The 16,582-nt window shown below is 65.0% G+C and carries 15 protein-coding genes; 8 read left to right on the forward strand and 7 right to left on the reverse strand.

Features of this window, described 5'->3' with window-relative positions; translation table 11 throughout:
* Positions 1-179 precede the first annotated feature (179 nt).
* From NP534_RS00440 to NP534_RS00450, 3 genes are all read left to right on the forward strand, one after another.
* Complete coding sequence (locus tag NP534_RS00440) at positions 180-671, forward strand: hypothetical protein (RefSeq protein ID WP_274097396.1); 492 nt, start codon at positions 180-182, stop codon at positions 669-671.
* A gap of 79 nt (positions 672-750) precedes the next feature.
* On the forward strand, positions 751-2,157 hold the full coding sequence (locus NP534_RS00445) for an adenosylmethionine--8-amino-7-oxononanoate transaminase (RefSeq protein WP_274097397.1): 1,407 nt from the start codon (positions 751-753) through the stop codon (positions 2,155-2,157).
* 170 nt (positions 2,158-2,327) lie between these two features.
* Complete coding sequence (locus tag NP534_RS00450) at positions 2,328-3,047, forward strand: 16S rRNA (uracil(1498)-N(3))-methyltransferase (RefSeq protein ID WP_274097398.1); 720 nt, start codon at positions 2,328-2,330, stop codon at positions 3,045-3,047.
* Positions 3,048-3,055: 8 nt separating this feature from the next.
* Here NP534_RS00450 and trhA read toward each other — a convergent pair whose 3' ends face one another.
* The 7 genes from trhA to NP534_RS00485 form a co-directional block, all read right to left on the reverse strand.
* On the reverse strand, positions 3,056-3,673 hold the full coding sequence (trhA, locus tag NP534_RS00455) for a PAQR family membrane homeostasis protein TrhA (protein ID WP_274097399.1): 618 nt from the start codon (positions 3,671-3,673) through the stop codon (positions 3,056-3,058).
* Positions 3,674-3,821: 148 nt separating this feature from the next.
* Positions 3,822-4,295 (reverse strand): chemotaxis protein CheW, encoded by a 474-nt coding sequence (locus NP534_RS00460; RefSeq protein ID WP_274097400.1) that lies wholly within the window; start codon positions 4,293-4,295, stop codon positions 3,822-3,824.
* Positions 4,288-9,231, reverse strand: coding sequence for a hybrid sensor histidine kinase/response regulator (locus NP534_RS00465; protein WP_274097401.1), 4,944 nt, complete (start codon positions 9,229-9,231; stop codon positions 4,288-4,290). Before NP534_RS00465 ends, NP534_RS00460 begins: the two co-directional genes overlap by 8 nt.
* Before the next feature lie 9 nt (positions 9,232-9,240).
* A complete protein-coding gene (locus NP534_RS00470; protein ID WP_156310511.1) occupies positions 9,241-11,265 on the reverse strand; it encodes a methyl-accepting chemotaxis protein in 2,025 nt (674 codons plus the stop codon).
* A gap of 47 nt (positions 11,266-11,312) precedes the next feature.
* A complete protein-coding gene (locus NP534_RS00475) occupies positions 11,313-11,867 on the reverse strand; it encodes a chemotaxis protein CheW (protein WP_033701910.1) in 555 nt (184 codons plus the stop codon).
* Positions 11,864-12,229: a twitching motility response regulator PilH gene (gene pilH, locus NP534_RS00480; protein ID WP_186652859.1), complete on the reverse strand. Its 366-nt coding sequence runs from the start codon at positions 12,227-12,229 to the stop codon at positions 11,864-11,866. Before pilH ends, NP534_RS00475 begins: the two co-directional genes overlap by 4 nt.
* A gap of 46 nt (positions 12,230-12,275) precedes the next feature.
* The gene (locus tag NP534_RS00485) at positions 12,276-12,677 is read right to left on the reverse strand and encodes a response regulator (protein ID WP_033701912.1); all 402 of its coding nucleotides are present in this window, start codon (positions 12,675-12,677) and stop codon (positions 12,276-12,278) included.
* A 240-nt stretch (positions 12,678-12,917) separates the two neighbouring features.
* Here NP534_RS00485 and gshB point away from each other — a divergent pair, with 240 nt between their 5' ends.
* From gshB to pyrR, 5 genes are all read left to right on the forward strand, one after another.
* Positions 12,918-13,871, forward strand: a complete 954-nt coding sequence (gene gshB, locus NP534_RS00490) for a glutathione synthase (protein WP_033701913.1) — start codon at positions 12,918-12,920, stop codon at positions 13,869-13,871.
* 156 nt (positions 13,872-14,027) lie between these two features.
* Positions 14,028-14,933, forward strand: coding sequence for an energy transducer TonB (locus NP534_RS00495; RefSeq protein WP_033701914.1), 906 nt, complete (start codon positions 14,028-14,030; stop codon positions 14,931-14,933).
* Positions 14,934-15,022: 89 nt separating this feature from the next.
* The gene (locus NP534_RS00500) at positions 15,023-15,592 is read left to right on the forward strand and encodes a YqgE/AlgH family protein (protein ID WP_033701915.1); all 570 of its coding nucleotides are present in this window, start codon (positions 15,023-15,025) and stop codon (positions 15,590-15,592) included.
* Positions 15,592-16,017, forward strand: a complete 426-nt coding sequence (ruvX, locus tag NP534_RS00505; RefSeq protein WP_033701916.1) for a Holliday junction resolvase RuvX — start codon at positions 15,592-15,594, stop codon at positions 16,015-16,017. The genes NP534_RS00500 and ruvX overlap by 1 nt, the downstream gene beginning before the upstream one ends.
* 46 nt (positions 16,018-16,063) lie before the next feature.
* The gene (pyrR, locus tag NP534_RS00510; protein WP_033701917.1) at positions 16,064-16,582 is read left to right on the forward strand and encodes a bifunctional pyr operon transcriptional regulator/uracil phosphoribosyltransferase PyrR; all 519 of its coding nucleotides are present in this window, start codon (positions 16,064-16,066) and stop codon (positions 16,580-16,582) included.

Raw genomic sequence — 16,582 nt, forward strand, 5'->3', positions numbered from 1 at the left:
AAAGAGGGAGGCAGAAATGCCCCGAGACAGATGCGTTAAGAATACGTCAGGTCTGCCAACCCTGCCACCACAGCGACATCAAGTCCTTTTGGCAACTGACATTTTTGTCAGTAGCCAGCTCGCACCACGGCAGGCGATGCTGACGCGAATGGCCAAACGCCCGCCAGGAGGGCCTGCAGATGATCTTCGAGGAGTGTTTCACTCACGTCGCACGGCAATTTCTCTGGCACAAACAAACCTTGTGCACGGCATCTGGCCTGAGTATTCGCGCCAACAGCACATCCTGGACGGGCTTTCACGAAGCGTTCAGGGGCGACGATGGCACGGAACTGGTAATTGGCGAAAACAGCGATGTGGAGATTACCTTCGCCCAAGAGGTCGAATGCTTGCGACTGGAGTACTACGTGGTCAGCGACTTCCTGTGCGACGACCTGCACATGCTGTTCGATGCCGAAGACCACAATTACGACCTGGCCGCTCCCGCGCCACGCAACTTCTACTGGCTCACTATCGAAGGCAGCGGCTTTACCGACCTGATGCCCGGCCCCATCGCCACACAACCCTATCACCAGGTCATCGACGGGCCTTTCCGGCGCCTGACCATTTCCACTTCCCAGGCCGGCACCGTACATATTCGCAAGCTCGAATGGACCGGCACCAAACGTCATTGATGAGCAGCGGTTGTCCTGCCCTGCAGCTTTGCTTAGGCTTACGCGGTCCAAGCCAGCAGTGCAGCCAGGAGAAGTACCCATGGGCCTCAACGATCAGTGGATGCAACGTGACCTCAAGGTCCTGTGGCACCCCTGCACCCAGATGAAAGACCACGAGCAGTTGCCGCTGATCCCGATCAAGCGCGGTGAAGGCGTGTGGCTGGAAGACTTCGAAGGCAAGCGCTACCTGGACGCCGTGAGTAGTTGGTGGGTCAACGTGTTCGGCCATGCCAACCCACGCATCAACCAGCGCATCAAGGACCAGGTCGACCAGCTGGAACACGTGATCCTGGCCGGTTTCAGCCACCAGCCGGTGATCGAGCTGTCCGAACGCCTGGTCGCCATGACCCCGGCGGGGCTAGACCGGGTGTTCTACGCCGATAACGGCTCGTCCTGCATCGAAGTCGCGCTGAAGATGAGCTTCCATTACTGGCAGAACATTGGCAAACCCGAGAAGAAGCGCTTCGTCACCCTCACCAACAGCTACCACGGCGAAACCATTGCCGCGATGTCGGTGGGCGACGTGCCGCTGTTTACCGAAACCTACAAGGCGCTGCTGCTCGATACCATCAAGGTGCCCAGCCCGGATTGCTACCTGCGCCCCGAAGGCATGAGCTGGGAAGAACACTCGCGCAACCTGTTCCAGGCCATGGAGCAGACCCTGGCCGAACACCACGCCAGCATCAGCGCGGTCATCATCGAGCCGCTGATCCAAGGCGCGGGCGGTATGCGCATGTACCACCCGATCTACCTCAAGCTGCTGCGCGAAGCCTGTGACCGCTACGGCGTGCACTTGATCCACGACGAAATCGCCGTGGGCTTCGGCCGCACCGGGACGATGTTCGCCTGCGAACAGGCCGGTATCCGTCCTGATTTCCTGTGCCTGTCCAAGGCGCTGACCGGGGGCTACCTGCCGCTGGCGGCGTGCCTGACCACCGACACCGTGTACCAGGCCTTCTACGACGACTACCCGACGCTACGCGCGTTCCTCCACTCGCACAGCTACACCGGCAACCCACTGGCTTGCGCCGCCGCACTGGCGACGCTGGATATCTTCGAGCAAGACAACGTGATCGAGGCCAACAAGCCCCTGGCCGCACGCATGGCCACGGCCACCGCGCACCTGGCCGATCATCCGCATGTGGCCGAGATCCGCCAGACCGGCATGGCCCTGGCCATCGAGATGGTCCAGGACAAGGCTGGCAAGGTCGCCTACCCCTGGCAGGAACGCCGTGGCTTGAAGGTCTTCGAGCACGCCCTGACCCGCGGCGCCTTGCTGCGCCCGCTGGGCAGCGTGGTGTACTTCCTGCCGCCGTACGTGATCACGCCCGAGCAGATCGACTTCCTTGCCGAGGTGGCCAGTGAAGGCATCGATATCGCCACGCGAGACAGCGTCAGCGTGGCGGTGCCGGCCAACTTCCACCCCGATTTCCGCGACCCGGGCTAACCAAACACCACGCACTCCCTTGTAGGAGCGGCCTTGCGTCGCGATAGGGGCGCGCAGCGGCCCCGGCGATATTTGTTGCGCCACAGAACCTGGGGCCGCTGCGCGCCCCTTTCGCGACGCAAGGCCGCTCCTACAAGGGTCGATGACTTCTTCACTTTCTGAGCTTAACCATGAGACTGTCCCGCTTCTTCATCGACGCCCCCATGAGCCTTGGCGAGCATGACTTGCCCGAGGCCCAGGCCCATTACATCGGCCGCGTGCTGCGCATGGCCCCGGGCGATGCCGTGCAACTGTTCGACGGCAGCGGCCAGGAGTTTCGCGGCCAGCTGCTCGAAGTCGGCAAGAAAACCGTGCGTGTAGCACTGGACCAGGCCCTTGCCGGCCAGGCCGAATCGCCGCTGCACATCCACCTCGGCCAGGGCTTGTCCCGTGGCGAACGTATGGATTGGGCGATCCAGAAAGCCACCGAACTGGGCGCCAATGAAATTACCCCGATCGTCAGCGAACGCTGTGAAGTCCGCCTGAAAGACGAACGCGCCGACAAACGCCTGGCCCACTGGCGCCAGGTGGCCATCAGTGCTTGCGAACAGTGCGGCCGGTCGAGCGTGCCGGTAATTCACTCGCCAGTGACACTGGCCGAATGGGTCAAACACACCGAGGCCGACCTGAAACTGGTCCTGCACCCGGTGGCCGAACCGCTGACCAGCCACGCCACGCCTTCACGCCTGGCCTTCTTGATTGGCCCTGAAGGTGGCCTGAACGACGCCGAAGTCGACCAGGCCAAGGCCGCCGGCTTCCACGCCGCCCGCCTCGGCCCACGCGTGCTGCGCACCGAAACAGCGCCAGTGGTGGCGTTGTCGGTGGCACAGCAGTTGTGGGGCGACTTTTAACCCAGCGCCTAGCGCACGTAGAACGACACGGCAATGAAGTGCATCACACTGCCGGCGATCACGAACAGGTGCCAGATGCCGTGCCAGTGTCGAAAACGGCTGTCGAAGGCAAAGAAGATGATGCCCACCGTGTAGAACACGCCGCCGGCCGCCAGCCAGGCGAAGCCGGCGGTGCCGAGGCTGCGCAGCAGCGGGTCGACCGCCACCAGGACGATCCAGCCCATCACCGCATAGATGATGATCGACAAGATTCGCGCCTCGGAGCGGGGCTTGATCTCCTGCAGCATACCGATCACTGCCAGCCCCCAGACCACTCCAAACAGGCTCCAGCCCCAAGGCCCGCGCAAGCTGACCAGGCAGAATGGCGTATAGCTGCCGGCGATCAGCAGGTAGATGGACAGGTGATCGAGCTTGCGCATGATCACCTTCGCCCGCCCGCGCGTGCTGTGGTAGAGGGTGGAGATGCTGTACAGCAGCAGCAGCGTGCCGCCGTAGATGGAGAAACTGACGATCTTCCAGGGGTCGCCCTGCAGGCCCGCGACGACGATCAGCCAGATGGCACCTATGCAGGCCAGGACGGCACCTACCAGGTGGGTCCAGGCGTTGAAGCGTTCACCGTAATACATGCAAACACAGACCTCCTTTGGCGGGCTGGGTTCCTGAGGTACTCCGTTCGTCCCTCTTCGCGGGGCAAGCCCACTACCACAGGTTGGACAAAACGCTGTGCCTGTGGGCGCGGGCTTGCGCCGCGAAGAGGTCCGATCAAACGCCCTATTATCCAGCCTCAGGTTGCAATTGCGCGTCACGCACCAAGCGCTCCAGCGCCACCAGGTCCGGCACCCGCGCCACCTGCTCGCCCACCTGCACCGCTGCCAGCTCCAGGCTGCCCAGCGCCACGTCCACGTAATTGAGCTGGCTGTCGAGCTTGCACGAACGCGGGATGTCCTGCAGCAGTACCGCCAGGTAACGCAGCCCGGTATCCCCCAGCGCATTGAGCACCACGATACGCGCCCGCTCACCACACGGGGTATCCCCCCCGCACGCCGCCTCGAAACCGATCAGCGGCAACCGTTGCTGGCGCCAGTCGATCCAGCCCAGGTGCCAGGCAGGCTCGCCACGCTGACACAGCAGGTTGCGCTGGGCGATCAGTTCGGCCACGGCAACATTGGGCAAGACCAAAGTCCGGTCGCCCAAGGGCAGCAACAGGCCGGTCAGGCTGCTGCGCTGGCCGGAGATAAGTTCAAGCATGGGCCTGGCTCCAATGGGCGATGCTCTGCAACAACACAGACTCTTGATAAGGCTTGCCCAGGTACTCGTTGACACCGATGGCCATGGCACGGTCGCGGTGCTTCTGCCCTGTGCGTGAGGTAATCATGATGATCGGCAAGCCCTTCAGGCGCTCGTCACGGCGGATGCGCGTGGCCACCTCGAAACCGTCCATGCGCGGCATCTCGATATCCAGCAGCAACACATCGGGGCGATGCTCTTCCAGCTGCGCCATGGCATGGACGCCGTCCTTGGCCGTCAGTACGCTCATGCCATGACGCTCCAGCAGCCGGCTGGTGACCTTGCGTACCGTCACCGAATCGTCCACCACCATCACCAGCAGTGCCCGTCGCGGCGCCGGGCCGAACAGCTGGCGCTGCGCGTCGCCACCACCCGGCAGGCGCGCCAGGCGCCTTTGCTGACCACGCAACTGGCCAAGCAGGTCGAGAATCAGCACCACCCGGCCGTCACCCAGCAAGGTCGCACCAGACAACCCGGCAACCGCGGCGAATTGTGGGCCGAGGCTCTTCACCACGATCTCGCGACTGGGCGACAGGCTGTCGGCCTGGATCGCGAACGACTGCTCCTGGGAATGCACCAGCAGCACTGGCAGCGGCATGCTCTGGCCAAGCAGGCTGGGCCGTGGCAACCCTTGCAGCAGCTCACCCAGGTAGCGCAAAGCGTAGGTGTGGCCCGCGTAGACGTACTGCGGGGTATCCAGCTGGTAACAGGCCGCCAGTTCCGCTGGCGGCACGCGGACGATGCCCTCGATGGTATTGAGCGGGATCGCGTATTGGTCCTCGCCCAGGTGCACCATCAGCGCACGGTTGATCGACACGGTGAAAGGCAGCCGGATCAAAAAGCGCGCGCCCTTGCCCTGGGCCGACTCGATGGTCATCGAACCGCCCAATTGCTTGACCTCTTCGTGCACCACGTCCATGCCCAGGCCACGCCCGGAGATCTGGGTGATCTTCTCGGCGGTGGAGAAACCCGGGCGCAGAATGAACTGCAACACCTCGTGGTCGCTCAAGTGCGCCTGCGGGTCCAGCAGGCCACGCTTGATCGCCTTGCGCCGCACCGCCTCCAACGGCACGCCGGCGCCGTCGTCGGTCATCTCGATGACAATGTCGGCGCCCTCGTGCAACAGGTTCAGGTGAATCGTGCCGTGCTCGGGCTTACCCGCCGCCAGGCGCGCTTCGCGGCCTTCCAGGCCATGGTCGACGGCGTTGCGCAGCATGTGTTCCAGGGGCGCCACCATGCGTTCGAGCACGCTGCGGTCCAACTCGCCCTCGGCATTGCCGACCACCAGCTCGACCTGCTTGCCCAGCTCACTGGCAACCTGGCGCACCACGCGCTGCAAGCGCGGCACCAAGCGTTCGAACGGCACCATCAAGGTCGCGGTCAGGCCTTCTTGCAACTGGCTGTTCACCCGCGCCTGCTGCTGCAACAGGCTATAGGCCTCCTGTGCCCGCTGGGCCAGGGTTTCCTTCAGGTCGAGCAGGTCGGACGCCGACTCGAACAAGGCCCGTGACAGCTGCTGCAACTGCGAGTGGCGGTCCATTTCCAGCGGGTCGAAGTCGTCGTAGGCGTCACCCTCGAACGCCTGCCGGCTGGAGATTCGCCCCTGGGTCTCGACGTCCAGGCGCAGCAGCTGGTCGCGCATGCGCTCCAGGGTGGTTTCCATTTCGTTGAGGGTGAACTGGGCATCGTTGACCTGCTGCTCGATGCGGCCACGGATGACCGAATGCTCACCGGCCAGGTTGCCCAGGTCGTCGAGCAGTTCGGCATCGACCTTGACCATGTCCCCCGCCACCCGCTCCGGTGCCGCCACCGGCGCCTCGAGGGCTGCGGCCTCCTGCGGCCCCTGGCCCGCAGCGCTGTCGGTCAGGGCAGCGCTGCTGAAGTTGCGGATGTAGTCGATCAGCGCCGTGGCCGCGTGCAGCGGCTGCCCCAGGCGCACGGCATCGAGCATGTGCGCCAGGCGGTCATGGCAATTCTGTAACAGGGCAAACAGGGGCGGGCTCGGCGGCAGGCGGCCGGCGGCGAGCAGTTCGTATAGAAATTCCAGTTCGTGGGCCAGGTCGCCGATGGCGGCGATCTCGACCATGCGCGCGCCCCCTTTGAGGGTGTGCAGGTCGCGCAGCAGGTTTTCCACCTCGACGCTGTTGCGCGGGTCAGCCTGCCAGCGCGCCAAGGCCGCAGCGGCGCTCTCGACGATGTCCGAGCTTTCCTCCAGGAAGACGTCCAGCAGCTCCTTGTCGCCTGGGCTGTCAGGCTCCTCGGCCGACAGGTCGCCAGCAGCCGGCATCAACGCAGGACGCGACAGCCCCACGCCAAGCTCCATGTCGGGGTGCAGCGGCGTGACCGAATCGATACCTACCAGGCCGGTGGCGTCCGGGGCCAGGGCCTGCGCCAGCAGGCTGCGCAAGCTGTCGACCAGTGCTGGCCGGGGCGAAATCTCTTGCCCTGCGGCCACTTCGTCGAGCATGTCGAGCAAGGCTTCGTGGCCCGACTGCGCGTGGGCGAAAAAGCGCGGGTCGGCGGCCAGGCTGCCCTCCTCCACGGCGCCATAGACATCGAGCAGGGCCTCGCAGACGTCGTCCATCTGCCACAGGTCGGCCAGGTGCGCCGCATGACCAAGGCTGGTCAGCTCATCGAGCAGAGTATCCAGGGGCCCGCGTTGGCCCGGCTGCTCCTGCCAGCGCGACAGCAACGACTCGGCGTCGAGCAGAATGTCCATGGCCTGGGCCAGGAAGCTGGCGGTCTGCTGCGGGTCGCGCTTGCTGCGTCGCGCATGCTGGGCATCTTCATGCAGGCTGGCCAGGCGCACATCCACCGCCTGGCCGACCTGCTCGATCAAATCGCCAGCGCCGGGGATGGCCGCCAGCGGCGTGCTGTCCAGTTGCGCCAGCCCCAAGTGGAACAGTGAACGCCCCGCTTCCAGCCATTCGAGCTCGGCCACTTGCAGGGGCAACTGGTGGCCCTTGTACTCGCGCGCCAGGCGGTCGAACGCGGTGGCCAGCTCGGCGACCGGCATCACCCCGGCCATCGCAGCGCTGCCCTTGAGCGTATGCAGGGCGCGCTGCAGGCTGTCGCTGACCGGCGTGTCCTGGCCCTCGGCGCCCTGCAAAAATGCCTCAAGGCTGGCCAGATGGCCGTGCGCCTCGTTGCGGAAGATATCCAGCAATTGTGGGTCGAGGCCATCGATGTCAGCGGCGGGTGGCGCATCGTTTTCGGCCAGCGCGTGCAGATGCCCGGCCAGTTGCTCGATTTCGGTCAGTTGCGGCAACTGCCCGGCAGCAAAGTCGGACAACAGGTCCGGCAGGTGCACGAACGCCTGCTGCAAGGCCACCACGCCTTCCGGGGTAAGCACGATACGGCCTTCGAGCATGCGGTTGAGCAAGTGCTCCGCGCCCCAGGCCAGTTCCGCCACCGCCTCGGCATGCACCATTCGGCCGCTGCCCTTGAGCGTATGCAGCGCGCGGCGCACCTCCAGCAAGGCATCGCGCTGCTGGTTGTCGGCACGCCAGCGCAACCAGTGGCGTTCGATTTCCGGCAGCAGCTCACCCGCTTCTTCCAGGAACACTTCGCGCAGCTCGTCATCGATGCCGTCGCCGTTGTCGTCCAGGTCGAGGCCGGTTTCGCTGACCAGGCACGTCACGCCCAGTGCCGCCAGGCTGACACGCGCCATGTCGATGAAGGGCTGGCCATCGGCCAACGGGTCGGCCACCCGCCACTGCAGATAGCACTCGGCGGCGCTCAGGGCGTCGGCCAGGTGTGCCAGCTCATCGGCCGGTGGTTCGACGTCCAGGTGCTGCAACCAGCGCTGCACGTAGCTCGCGCACCCGGCAAAGACCTCGGCTGGCCCGGGCAGCATCAGCATCGCCAACGCCCCGCGCACTTGCTGCAGCAACCCCGGCAGCGGTTGCAGGCGTTGCCGCGGCCAATCGGACTCCAGGCAATCACCGATCAAGTCCTTGGCCTGCTGCAAGACCGCCAGCGACTCGCTCAGTACCAACTGGCGGATCTCGGCCAGGTCCGAGCCCGGCATGCCGCCCTGGCCGCTTTCTTCCAGCGGGCCGACCATGCCATTGAGCGTCGCCTCCACATACAACAGGGCACCCGCCACATCCATCAACACCGCGTCATCCACCGAGCCCTCGCCCGGTGCCAGGGCCTGCAGCGCCAGCACCTGGTCGATGATCACCCGCCGCGGCTGCTGGAAGCCCAGTACCGCCAGGGTGTCGGCGACATGGCGCAAGGGGGCGAGCAAGGCTTGCGATTGTTCACTGTGCGGCAGGTCGCCACGCACGAACTGGTCCAGGCGTTCCTTGATACGCATCAGGTCGTCGCACAGCGCGCTCACCACCGAGCGCAAGGCATCGCGACCGGGCCCGGCCTGCATCTGCTCCCGCCAGTTGCCCAGCGACAGGTCGAGGTTGGCCAGGTCGTCGGAACCGGCAAAGCGCTGCGCCGTACCGCTGATCAGGCTGGCCTGGGCCAGGGGTTCCACGCCACGGCAGGCGCGCAGTTGGTTGAGCAACGGCAGCATCACCAACGGCAGGTCGTGGCGGGCGCCGCGCAGCCGCTCCAGGTACGACGGCAGTTGCTCCAGGCCTCGGAACAATGCCCCCAGGCAGTCACCCCGAGGGCTGACCTGGCCCTCGGCCAAGGCCCGGGCGAACAGCTCCAGCTCTTCGGCCAGGCGCGTCGCGCCGCGCAGTTCGAGCATGCGCAGGCAACCGTGCACCTGGTGCAGGTTGTCGACCACGAACGCCAGCATGGACAAGTCGCCCGGCTCGCCGGCAAAGCGCTCCAGGGCCTGTCGCGCCTGGCCCAGGCAGTCGAGGATGGCGGCCTTGGTCCAGGCCAGCGCTACCGTTTCGTGGCGCTCGGGGCTTACAGCAGCAGAAGCCATGGGCATTCCTCAGCGCGGCTCGGCGGGGGCCGGCAGGGTAAAACCAGAGACAGACCGGCGCATTTCGCTGGCCATGCGTGCCAGGTGGCGGATGCTGTCGGCCGTGGCGCCGGACCCTGCCGATGTCTGTGCGGTGATCTGCTGGATGACCGCCATGGTGTGGGAAATCTGCCCGGCAGAGGACGTCTGCAACTGGGCCGCGTCGGAAATACTGTGGATCAGTTCGGCCAGGGTCTGTGACACCCCTTCGATTTCCGCCAGCGCCACCCCGGCATCCTGGGCCAGGCGCGCGCCGCGCACTACTTCGGCGGTGGTCTGCTCCATGGAGATCACCGCCTCGTTGGTATCGGCCTGAATGGTCCGTACCAGCGCTTCGATCTGTCGCGTGGCCGACGACGACCGTTCGGCCAGCCGCTGCACCTCGTCGGCAACCACCGCAAAGCCCCGCCCGGCTTCACCGGCCAGCGACGCCTGGATCGCCGCGTTGAGGGCGAGGATGTTGGTCTGATCGGCAATGTCGTCGATCAGGCTAACGATGTCGCCGATCTCCTGGGACGATTCACCCAGGCGCTTGATCCGTTTGGCGGTGTCCTGGATCTGCTCGCGAATGTTGTCCATGCCGTTGATGGTGTTGTGCACCACCTCGTTGCCCTTGTTGGCAATCGCCACCGAGCGCTCGGCCACCTTGGCCGACTCGTAGGCATGCGCCGAAACCCGGTCGATCGACTCGACCATGTCGCCCACCGCCTCGGACGCCTCGCTGATCTGCTCGGCCTGGTGTTCGGAGGCCTTGGCCAGCTGGCGGGCTGTGTTCTGCGTGTCCTGCACGGCAGCGGCCACCTGTACGGCGCTGTGGTTGATGGTGGCGACCAGGTCGCGTAGCTGGTCGACCGAATAGTTGATCGAGTCGGCGATGGCGCCAGTGAAGTCCTCGGTAACCGACACGGTCACGGTCAGGTCGCCATCGGCCAGCTCTTCGATTTCGTCGAGCAGGCGCATGATCGCCTGCTGGTTGCGTTCGTTCTTTTCCGCCGTCTCGCGCAACTGCCGGTTGGTGGTGCGCACCATGACCAGGCCGATCAGGATGATCGAGGCCAGCGCCAACAGGCCCAGGGCGTAGCCGCCGACGGTATCGAGGGTGCGCCCGCCGGCCAGGTTCTCGAAGCTGTTGGCCAGGTGCGAGGCCTCGTCGAGCAGGGTCTGCGACAGGCTGAAGATGTTGCCCGCCGCTTCGCGCACGCGGAACAGCTCAGGCGATGTTTCGAGGATTTCGTCAACCGAGCCTGCGACGAACTGGAACAGCTCGGCGATTTCGGCCAGCCGCGCCCGCGCATCGGCGTCCTCGACGCGGGTCACCTGGATGGCCGGGTTGCCGCCGAGCATGCCCTCAAGCACCTGGCCAAAGCGCCCGGCATCGCGGCCAAAAGCGTCGGCGGCCTGGGCCGCGGTGTCATCACCGGCCAGCACGGTATTGACCGAGCCGAGGATACGTTCGGCCAGTAGCAACTGACGCTGGGCCACGACTACCTGGTTGGCCGGGGCGCCGCTCTGCAGCAGGATTTCGACCACTTTTTCGTATTCGACCTGCAATTGCGGCACGGTCTCGGCAAGGGTCGCGGCCACTTGGTGCAGGGACAACACCGTCTGCTCGCTGGCCAGAATGGTGTCGGTGTTCTTGCGCAGGTTCTCCCAGTCCTGGCGCACCGCCTCCATCTCATCGCGCACCGTGACTGGCGCCGCCGGCAGGCCGGTGGACTTGTCGCCTTCACGCAGGTAGCTCCAGCGCCGTTCGAAATCGTTGCGTGCATCCGACAGCAGCTTGAACGCCAAGGCCTTGCCGGCCGCCGCCTCGGTGGCGTTCTTGGCAATGCGCTGGGACAACACGCGAAGCTCGCCGGCATGGCCGATGTACTGCTTGTCGTAGTTGGACTGGGTGCTCAGGTAGGCAAAATTGGCGAACAGCAGGATGATCGACAGGATCAGGATCAGAAACAGCACGGTGATCTGCGCGATGCTGCGCGTGCGCGGAGCCATGGGCGTTGCGGTAGCACGGGTGGCGGGGTTGTTCACGTTCGCAGGTCCTATAACGCCACATCGAGAAAGCCCGGCGCCTGGGCCAGGGCGAAGGGGCTGAAGATCGCCCAGTTGCGTTCACGCGGGAAATGCCCCTGCACGAAGCGGGCAGCCGCGCGGATCAACGGCTGCGGTGGCGACAGTTCCAGGCTGCTCAAGGCAAAGTGCTGCAGGCCCAGCACCTCGTCCACCAGCAGGCCGACGAACAGGTCTTCGTGGTCGAGCACCAGCACCCGCCGCTGCTTGCCGGGCGCCGCCGGGCCGAGCCCGAAGAAACTGCTCAGGTCCATGACCGGCAATAACCGCCCGCGCAGGTTGGCCACCCCGCAGACCCAGGGTTGCACCCCCGGCACACGGCTGCTGCGCGGCTCGCGCAGCACTTCGGCGACTTCGCCCATGGGCGCGACGAACCACTGCCCGGCGATGCGAAAGCCGATCCCGCTCCACTGTTGCAGGCGGGTGTCCTGCGGGGGTTGGTCCGCCACCAGCAGGCGGCAGCGCCGGTCGATGTCCAGCAACAACTCGAAGGCGGTCAGCGACGCGCCCTGCGGGCGGGTGGTCAAGCCCCCAGCACTGCTTTGAGCTTGGCGATCAGCGCGTCCTCTTCGACCGGTTTGGTCAAAAAGTCGCGAGCGCCCTGGCGGGTGGCCCAGATGCGGTCGGTTTCCTGGTCCTTGGTGGTGACCACGATCACCGGGATGGCACTGGTTTCCAAGTCCTTGCTCAACTGGCGGGTGGCCTGGAAGCCGTTCATGCCGGGCATGACGATGTCCATCAGCACCGCGTCGGGCTTTTCCTGACGCGCCAGGGCCACGCCGTCGGCACCGTTGTTGGCCTTAAGCACCTCGTAACCGTGCTTTTCCAGCCATTCGGTCAATCTGTACATCTCTGTCGGCGAGTCGTCGACAATCAGAACTCGGGCCATGCTGTTTCCCCATCAGGAAAGAAAGACCGCGCCATGGCGGACGCGGTCAGGGTGCGTGTTGTTGGTGTTCGGCAAAACCGGGCACATGGGCCCTGATCGCGTCGAGCAGTTCTTCCTTGCTGAACGGCTTGGTGAGGAACTGGTCGGAGCCCACCACCCGCCCGCGGGCCTTGTCGAACAGGCCGTCGCGCGATGACAGGAGGATCACCGGTATGTCCTTGAAGGCACTGTTGTGCTTGATCACGGCGCAGGTCTGGTAACCGTCCAGGCGCGGCATCAGCACATCAACGAAGATGATCTGTGGCTGGTGGTCGACGATCTTGGACAGGGCATCGAAGCCATCGCTGGCGGTAATCACCTCGCAACCCGCTTCGCCGAGCAACATCTGCGCGGTACGGCGGATCGTGCGTGAGTCGTCGATCACCATCACCTTCAGGGGTTGTTCCATAGACGCCTACCAATAGGAATGAAGCTGCAAACTGCAAGCTACAAGCTACAAGAACAGCGGCTCGGCGCATGAATGCTCTTTTCTTGAGGCTTGTAGCTTAAGGCTTGCAGCTGCATTTTTAGCATACTCCGGGTGGCCATTCCATCTGCTGCGCCCCTTGACCATCGGCGCTCCCGGCGCCACCCTGAGCCACTTTTCTTTCGATCCATCGCGGCTGCACGCCGCCAAGAGGAACCACCCATGAGCGTTCGCCTCGGCATTGTCATGGACCCCATCGCGTCCATCTCCTACAAGAAGGACAGTTCGCTGGCCATGCTGCTGGCCGCCCAGGCACGCGGCTGGAGCCTTTTCTACATGGAACAGCGCGACCTGTACCAGGGCGAAGGCAAGGCGCGTGCGCGGATGCGCCCACTGAAGGTATTCGCCGACCCGGCTCGCTGGTACGAACTGGGCGAGGAGCAGGACAGCACCCTGGCCGAGCTGGACGTGATCCTGATGCGCAAGGACCCACCGTTCGACATGGAGTTCGTCTACAGCACCTACCTGCTGGAGCAGGCCGAGGCCGACGGCGTGCTGGTGGTCAACCGCCCGCAAAGCCTGCGTGACTGCAACGAAAAGCTGTTCGCCACGCTGTTCCCGCAGTGCACGCCACCGACGCTGGTCAGCCGCCGCCCGGACATCATTCGTGAGTTCGCCGCCCAGCATGGCGATGTAATCCTCAAGCCGCTGGACGGCATGGGCGGTACCTCGATCTTCCGCCACCGGGTCGGCGACCCCAACCTGTCGGTGATCCTCGAAACCCTGACCGCGCTGGGCGCACAGCAGATCATGGCGCAAGCCTACCTGCCGGCGATCAAGGACGGCGACAAGCGCATCCTGATGATCGACGGCGAGCCAGTGCCCTACTGCCTGGCGCGCATCCCGGCCAGCGGCGAAACCCGTGGCAACCTGGCCGCCGGTGGCCGTGGCGAAGCGCGCCCGCTGAGCGAGCGTGACCGCTGGATCGCAGCCCAGGTCGGCCCGACCTTGCGCGAGAAAGGCCTGCTGTTCGTCGGCCTGGACGTGATTGGCGACTACCTCACCGAAATCAACGTCACCAGCCCGACCTGCATCCGCGAGATCGACAACGCCTTCGGCACCGATATCGGCGGGCAATTGATGGACGCCATTGATCGCCAGCTGAAGGCGCGCTGACCGGCAACGCGCGGCATAAACCCTGGAGTGGGGTATGATGCTCTGCCGCGAGCTTCAAGCTGAAAGCTGCAAGCCGCAAGAAAAGGCCGGCCTGCACCAATCTGCACTTACCTTGCGGCTTGCGGCTTGTAGCTTGATGCTGACTGTGGATACCTGATGACGCTGCCCGCTGACATCCCCTCCGACCTGCTGCCACCCCGCGTTCGCCCGGTGGACCGGCTTGGCTTTACCTTGTTTCTGGCTGCCCTGGTGCACCTGGCGCTGATCCTTGGGGTCGGCTTCAGCGTGGTCAAACCTGCCGAAATCCGCCACACCATGGACATCACCCTGGCCACCTTCAAAAGCGAGAAAGCGCCCGAGAAGGCTGACTACCAGGCCCAGGACAACCAGCAAGGCAGCGGTACCCTGGAGAAGAAGGCGGTGCCCAAGACCACCGAGGTCGCACCCTTCCAGGACAGCAAGATCAACAAGGTTACGCCGCCACCAGCGGCCAGGCCCGAAGTGGTGCCGCCGCCCACGCCCGAGAAGTCGGCGGTGGTGACCCAGGCCGCCAAGCCTCATAAAGTCGAGCCCAAGCCCAAGGAAAGCAAGGCGCAGCCAAAGCCGGCAACGCCGACGCCCGATTTTGACAGCTCGCAGCTGTCCAGCCAGATCGCCAGCCTTGAAGCGGAGCTGTCCAACGAACAGCAGTTGTACGCCAAGCGCCCGCGCATCCATCGCCTGAATGCGGCCTCGACCATGCGCGACAAGGGCGCCTGGTACAAGGAAGAGTGGCGCAAGAAGGTCGAACGGGTGGGCAACCTGAATTACCCCGACGAAGCGCGGCGCCAGCAGATCTACGGCAACCTGCGCATGATGGTGTCGATCAACCGCGATGGCTCGCTCTACGAGGTGCTGGTGCTGGAATCGTCCGGGCAAGCGGTGCTGGACCAGGCCGCGCAACGCATCGTCAGGCTGGCGGCGCCGTTTGCGCCCTTTACCGGCGACCTGGCCGAATATGACCGGCTGGAGATCATTCGTACCTGGCGGTTTGCCCGTGGGGACCGGTTGTCCAGTAATTGATTTACGCCTGTGCCGGCCCTTGCGCGGAGCAAGCACAGGCGACACAAACCACCTTGTCAGCCTCGCCACCTGGCGCCACACTATCCCCCATGAAAACCCTCGCCCCGAGCTACCTCAAGCATCAGTTCCTGATCGCCATGCCACACATGGCCGATCCGAACTTTGCCCAGACCCTCACGTACATCGTCGAGCACAACGCCAATGGCGCCATGGGCCTGGTGGTCAACCGACCGCAGGAGCTCAACCTGGGCGACATCCTCGAGCAGTTGCGCCCGGACGACGAACCGCCGGCCAGCACCTTGCACGTGCCGATCTACCAAGGTGGCCCGGTGCAGACCGATCGCGGTTTCGTGCTGCACTCCAGCGAATGCACCTACCAGGCCACCGTCGAGCTGCAGGGCCTGTCGTTGTCCACCTCGCAGGATGTGCTATTTGCCATCGCCGAAGGCGTCGGGCCGCAAAACAGCCTGATCACCCTGGGCTACGCCGGCTGGGAAGCAGGCCAACTGGAAGCGGAGCTGGCCGACAATGCTTGGCTCAACTGCCCGTTCGACGCCGACATCATCTTCGGCCTTGCCAGCGACCAGCGCCTGAACGCCGCGGCCGCCAGCCTTGGCATCAACCTCAGCCTGCTGACCAGCCAGGCGGGCCACGCCTGATGGCCGAACTACGCCTGCTGCTGGGCTTTGACTACGGCACCAAACAGATCGGCGTGGCCGTTGGCCAGGTCATCACGGGCCAAGCCCGCGAGCTGTGCACCCTGAAGGCGCAAAACGGTGTGCCGGACTGGGCCCAGGTGGAAAAACTGGTCGCCGAATGGAAACCCGACGCCATCGTCGTCGGCCTGCCGCTGAACATGGACGGCACGCCGAGTGAAATGAGCGCGCGCGCCGAGAAGTTCGCCCGGCGCCTGAACGGCCGCTTCAACCTGCCCGTGCACACCCACGACGAACGCCTGACCACCTTCGAGGCCAAGGGCGAACGCCTGAGCCGAGGCGGCCAGCGCGGCAGCTACCGCGACAACCCGGTCGACGCCATTGCCGCCGCCCTGCTGCTGCAAGGCTGGCTGGAGGCCAACACCTGATCATCTTTGCCGCCGGGCCAAGCCGGCGGCCCCCGAGGAGCACGCAATGAGCCTACCCAATCCCGCCGATCTGATCCGGCAGATGGCTGTCGACCTTCGCGCCCACCTGGCCCGCCGTGCTATCACCGAGCCGCGCTTCATCGGCATCCGCACGGGCGGCGTCTGGGTCGCCCAGGCGCTGCAGGAGGAGATGGGCGATACCAGCCCCATGGGCACGCTGGATGTGTCGTTCTACCGTGATGACTTCAGCCAGAACGGCCTGCACCCGCAGGTGCGCCCGTCCGACCTGCCATTCGAAATCGAAGGCCAGCACCTGGTGCTGATCGACGACGTGCTGATGAGCGGCCGCACCATTCGCGCCGCGCTCAACGAACTGTTCGATTACGGCCGCCCGGCCAGCGTCACCCTGGTCTGCCTGCTCGACCTGGACGCCGGTGAACTGCCGATTCGTCCCAATGTGCTCGGTGCCACCCTGTCGCTGGCGGCCCATGAACGGGTAAAATTGACCGGACCCGCACCGCTCGCCCTCGAGCGCCAGGACCTCGCCTCCGCTTCCGCCCTTTAA

Source organism: Pseudomonas sp. 39004 (assembly GCF_028682155.1).
Classification (GTDB): Bacteria; Pseudomonadota; Gammaproteobacteria; order Pseudomonadales; family Pseudomonadaceae; genus Aquipseudomonas; species Aquipseudomonas capeferrum.